The organism is Rhodopirellula maiorica SM1 (assembly GCF_000346295.1).
In the GTDB taxonomy this organism is placed as follows: domain Bacteria; phylum Planctomycetota; class Planctomycetia; order Pirellulales; family Pirellulaceae; genus Novipirellula; species Novipirellula maiorica.
Genome location: NZ_ANOG01000954.1, coordinates 1 through 5,419 on the forward strand (window position 1 = coordinate 1; position 5,419 = coordinate 5,419).

3 protein-coding genes are annotated in these 5,419 nt (G+C 54.0%); all 3 read right to left on the reverse strand.

Translation table 11 applies throughout. The annotated features are described in order from the left end of the window. A partial coding sequence (locus RMSM_RS30530; protein WP_063870283.1) for a sulfatase family protein occupies window positions 1–1,536 on the reverse strand: 1,536 nt, incomplete at its 3' end. 58 nt (window positions 1,537–1,594) lie between these two features. Further along, a complete protein-coding gene (locus tag RMSM_RS30535) occupies window positions 1,595–3,358 on the reverse strand; it encodes an arylsulfatase (protein ID WP_008706603.1) in 1,764 nt (587 codons plus the stop codon). Beyond that, window positions 3,355–5,241: a sulfatase-like hydrolase/transferase gene (locus RMSM_RS30540; RefSeq protein WP_008706604.1), complete on the reverse strand. Its 1,887-nt coding sequence runs from the start codon at window positions 5,239–5,241 to the stop codon at window positions 3,355–3,357. Before RMSM_RS30540 ends, RMSM_RS30535 begins: the two co-directional genes overlap by 4 nt. Between the last annotated feature and the right edge of the window lie 178 nt (window positions 5,242–5,419).

The following is a 5,419-nucleotide window of genomic DNA, read 5'->3' on the forward strand; positions in this document are numbered from 1 at the left end:
CGTATTCATCAAAAGCCGGTTTCTCATCCGTCCCGGGGCAGTCGGACGCCCCGATTCGACAGTTTCGAGATATTCTTTTAACAAACGCTCGGCGATTGGTTTGAGCTCCACTTTGTTGATCAAATTCGTGTCTTCGTGCGGATCGTCAATCAAATTAAATAGCGACTTGGGCTCAAAGCTCGAACGTTTATGATTGCTTTGAATGATCAGCTTCCAGGGCATCTTGCGGATCATCACCTCGTTTTTTGATCCCGCCTGTTGGATGAACACTTTGCGCTGATGAAAATTTCCTTTGCCGGTTAGCAACGGCAGCAGATTGTTGCTGTCCATTGCCTGTCCCTCAGGAATCTCGGTTCCTACCAACGCAGCAAGCGTTGCAACGAGATCCTGATTGACCGCCAGTTCGTCCGTGATGCCGGGATTGATGTGTCCTGGCCAAACCGCAAAGAACGGCACGCGATGGCCACCTTCTAGCGGAGAATTCTTATTCCCGTTCCATCCGCCGTTTGAGTAGTGGCCATGCTTTCCCGCCGCACCATCGCTGAGCCCACCATTGTCCGAGGTCACCACGATCAGCGTGTTGTCCCACTTGCCCGCAGTTTTCACGGCATCAACGATTCGCTGCACTTGCATATCCAGATCCAGGATCATGTCCAAATGACGCGTTGGCGTTTTGTCTTTGATCGGTTTCCCGTCGAATTTGTCGGGCGGACAGTGAGGCAGATGTACCATCGGCGAGCAATAGTACAGAAAGAAGGGATCGTCGTCCGCAGCGGAATTTGTGATGAAGTCGGCCGCTTTCGCAGACAGCAGTTTGCCGATCTCACGAGTATCCCAGTTCGAATCACCGAGCCCTGGCCCTTTGTCGCTGATGCTCTTTGGGTCGATCGCGTTCTCTCTATTTAAGAATACGATTTTTGAATCATCCTCTAGCGGACTCCAAACCTGGTTTTCATACAGCAGGTAATTCGGCCCTTGGATTCCGCACGGCGTCGTGAAGTCATAGTCGAATCCGCAGTCCTTTGGGCCGCCAGAGATCATCCGCGTCATGTCGACTTTGCCCGTCAAATCACCGTCCTTCTTGCCGCGATAGATCTCCTGGCTTCCAGGAACATAAAAGTCGCCACCAAGGTGCCATTTGCCGACGAATCCGGTTTGATACCCGGCATCGCGGACGACGGAACCCAGCGTCGCGTGCCCCTCGTTGAACGCGGACGGCCCAAACGTGCTCCAGACACCCCAGGGTGCGTAAGACCGATAGTTGTTGTTACCGCTCATCACCGCGTATCGCGTCGGAGCGCACAATGCAGTCGCCGAGTGACCATCCGTGAACCAAAGCGATTGTGCCGCAAGTGCATCCAGAACCGGAGTTTCAACCAATGGTTCTTGTTTTTGAATCGTGCGTACGTGATAGCTGACATCGCCGAGCCCCAGATCGTCCGCCATGATGACGACGATGTTGGGCCGTTCAGCAGCATTACATCGTGTAACGATTACCCCCAAGCAAACGCAGCAAAAGATGATGGATCGAATCATAACTGCACTCACAATGACATCTTGTGTTTCAAAGTTCGAAGTCGGAGGGTGATTACGTCTAGTGCCGCTCAACATGCACAAAGTACGCGCCGCGATCGACACCTGCTTTGTTGGATAGCCAAGTCTGTAATGTCGCAGGACCTTTCGGGAGGTCCAACGTGAACGTAACGGACGTCTCATTGCCATCAAGGTTCTTTTGAAGTTCCTGGTTTCCGATCTTCAGAGTCGCTTTCGTTGCACGCATTGCAGCGGGCGCGTCGTCGGGAAACCTCGACAGCCGGATTGAATAGCGGCCAGCTTGCACCACATTGACAGCCCAAAAACCATTAATGGCCAGTTCGTCATCGCCGAGTTGTGGTTGTTTCCAAATCACCCTTCCCTTGGTGGGATGCCAATCGCGAACCGTGAATCGGGTGGGATTCTCTTCCGCTGCGCCAAGCTGAAACCGTGTGTAAGGAACTTCGTTCGGAAACACATCGTTAAAATGAACTTCGTAACGCGACCTCAGTGTTTGGACGATCTCGTTGTGCTGCGCCGCCACGTTGTGTTGCTGTCCTGGATCGTCAATCACGTTAAAGAGCTCGCCATCGACCAAACGCCACTTTTCTGTGAGCACTGCATAGTGCGGGAATCGGTTTCGAGATTCGGACGGCTGCCTGAGCACAGGACGATCTTCTTGTCGATCGATGAACAGTGTGCGATCAGACCAATCGTCAGCATCTCCGTCCATGAGCGGATCGAGACTTTGCCCGTCAAAGTGGATACCGCTAGGAGCGTTCAGATCACACCACTCGATCAAGGTTGGAAGCCAGTCTCGACACGAGGTGAGTTGTGCGATCTGCCGTCCAGCGGGCAGTCGAGCAGGCCAACGTACAAAGCAAGCGACTCGATGCCCGCCCTCGTAAACTGAGCCTTTCTTCGCCCGCATGCCCGCGTTAAAGCCGGCGTCGGAACCATGGCCGCCAGCCCCTGCTGCGGTACCGTTGTCGCTCATAAAAATGACAATCGTGTTCTCAGCCAGCTTTCGTTCGTCGAGCCACCCCAGCAATCGACCTAGGTTCTGATCGAAGTTGATGATCTGTCCAAAGAACTTCGATCGCACCTCGGAATGTCCGCCGGCGACAAACGGGGCCGAATATTCATCGGCAACCGTGTGCGGACTGTGCATCGCATTCAAAGGCAAATAGACAAAGAACGGCTTGTCGGAGATCTGGCCAATGAATCGCTGACACTCCCTAAAAAACACGTCGGTACAGTAGCCTTCGATTCTCTCGGGCACTCCGTTTCGATAGTAAGTGTCATCGAAATAGTCGTTGCCGATTGGATTGCCGATCTCATCAATGCCGCCAGCGAGATGACGCACAACATGCTGAAACCCTCGGTATCGTGGAGCATACGGCCAAGGGTCCCCAAGATGCCACTTGCCAAACATTGCGGTACGGTAGCCGGAATCGGAAAACACCTGAGCCATCGTAACTTCGTCTGGCCCGAGCAGCTGTCGCCCCTCGGTGACCGTCCAGGCTCCGACGCGCGACGAATAACGTCCTGTCATCAGCGCCGCACGGGTGGGCGTACAAACGGGGTCAACGTGATAATCCTGCAGCCGCACACTCTCGGCAGCCAATCGGTCTAGGTTTGGCGTTCGCAGCCACGGATTCCCATGGCATGACATGTCGCCATACCCCTGGTCATCGGTGAGAATCAGGATCACGTTAGGACGTGTGTCCGCACTGGCAATAGGACGTGTGTCCGCATTGGCAGAACGGTTGATCAGTAACAGCAAAGTCAAAACGACGAACGTCAACGACAAGAGAGCCTTCATTGATTCCCCCTTCGATGATCATCGCGTGCCTGCTGCAGCGCCGGAACGTTCAAGAGACCATCGTTGGCACCTTCAGCAAAATTGCTTTGATGAACCGGAAGATTCGTCCCCGTCTTTGTCCAGGCAATTTCGATGCGACCGTCTCCCAGGACAATATTTTGCAGCTTTGCCCGAAGCGCATCGAGCACCGTGCGGTAACGCGGATCAAAAGCAACGTTATTGATTTCGTCGGGGTCATTGCGCAAGTCAAATAACGTCGGTTCGATGTCCTTCAGGTCAGCCGTGAGCGCCCATTTAATGTCTTTGCCTGCCGTGGTCGCAGTCATGGTGTGACCGGCGCGCGGGCGGATCTTCATTGCAAATTTATAGTCTTGCGTTCGGATGACGGCTCGTGGGCCGATCACCCAAGTCGGCTCCGCGATGATGTAGTCGCGTGGTGGCAGAGCACCAGCGGCAATCTTTGCGAGATCACGTCCATCGAGATAATCATAATCGGAATCATCGATGTCTATTCCGGCGGCGGCCAGTAACGTTGGGGCCATATCAACAAACTCAGTAAACTCATCGATGACCTTACCCGCCGGAAATTTCGCTTTGTCCGATGACACTACGATGATGGGATTATGTAGGTCGGTGTCATAGTGTGAGAACTTGCTGACCATACCGTGATGATTCAACCGCCAACCATGGTCGCCACAGACATATAGAATTAACCAAGGGCGGTCCTGATTCTCCGAAAACTCGATGAAGCCATCCGCCGCCTCGCCGACCAGCGAATCGCCGTAAGCACAAAACGCATAGTAATCCGCGATCATTTGATGTTTCTCAGCTTCGGTAAAATGATCGCTCTGCGAGTTGTTGTAAAGCTTCTTCAGTTGTGGCGGGAACGCGGCAAATTCTTCTTTGCTGAATTCGGGGATCTGGTACTTCCGATTTTGAAACCTCTCGCGAAATTCCGCCGGTGGCAGGACCGGCGTATGAGGAAACTCAAATCCGATATAGGCAAACAACGGTTTGTCGGTGGCAGGTCCGATTTGCGGTCGGTCGAGCATGTCGGTGTATGATTCGCCTGCGTGAGCGAGGTGATCCAACAGTGCCCTGGTAAAACTTCCGTCACGAGTATTCTCACCCGTTTGTGGGTTCACACCAGCAAGGATACTGCCGCTTTGCTTGTCTTCGTCGTCCGGCATGTAGTGACGCAACAGCCCGAGCCGCTTCTGAATCTCCGCACGATCATTTGACGCCGAGTCAGCAAACTCAGGCCAGATCAACTGATCGCCATCGGCGAAGTAAAACGTTTCGTTCTTTGGTCCCGGCTTGCCTTTGACCCATTTTGATTCTTTGTTCCAATCAACCATTCCCTGGGCGGCAAATTCTTTTCGATAACCGAGGTTGGTTTGATAGAGCGGCGGATCAGTGCCGCCTTTTTGATTAGCAAAATGCTGAGCACGGATGCCGAGTTTACCGACGGCCAACGTTTGGTAGCCCGCCTTGTCACGCAGAATCTCCGGCACCATCGGACGCCAATGCGATTGTCCGATTGGGTTGTAGTACTCGAACCCATACACGCCAGTGTGGTGCGAGTAGCGTCCCGTGTGCATCAACGTCCGCGACGGGGCGCAACCCGGATTCTGGTTGAACGTGTTGATGAACGTCGTGCCCATCCGTGCCAACCGATCGACGTTGGGCGATAAGACGTGCCCAAGACGGCTATCCGATTCCCCATGCCGGATTCGGTTGAAAGCCGCGATTGAATCGACACGCTGATCGTCCGTGACAATCCACAGGATGTTGGGTTCTTGCCCGCGAAGTGGCGTCGAGCTGACGCCGCACGCCAATGCGGCTCCGGTGACGACGGCTAACAGTATGACGGAAAACTTCATCGACGGTCGACCTTTCCTGTGTTGATTGATTGTTCGGTTGCCGGTTTGGTCGGTTGCCGGTTTGGCATAAACAGCAGCGTCACCTGCCGGCGCGTCGACTACATTTGCCAGCCGCTGCGTTTAGCCAATTCCCCGCCACCGCGGGAGCGGGCGTGCGAACACAGCGTTCACTCTTCAG

Coding starts and splice junctions, on each gene's coding strand:
- RMSM_RS30535 (WP_008706603.1), bottom strand. CDS start 3,358: ATGAAGGCTCTCTTGTCGTTGACGTTCGTCGTTTTGACTTTGCTGTTA.
- RMSM_RS30540 (WP_008706604.1), bottom strand. CDS start 5,241: ATGAAGTTTTCCGTCATACTGTTAGCCGTCGTCACCGGAGCCGCATTG.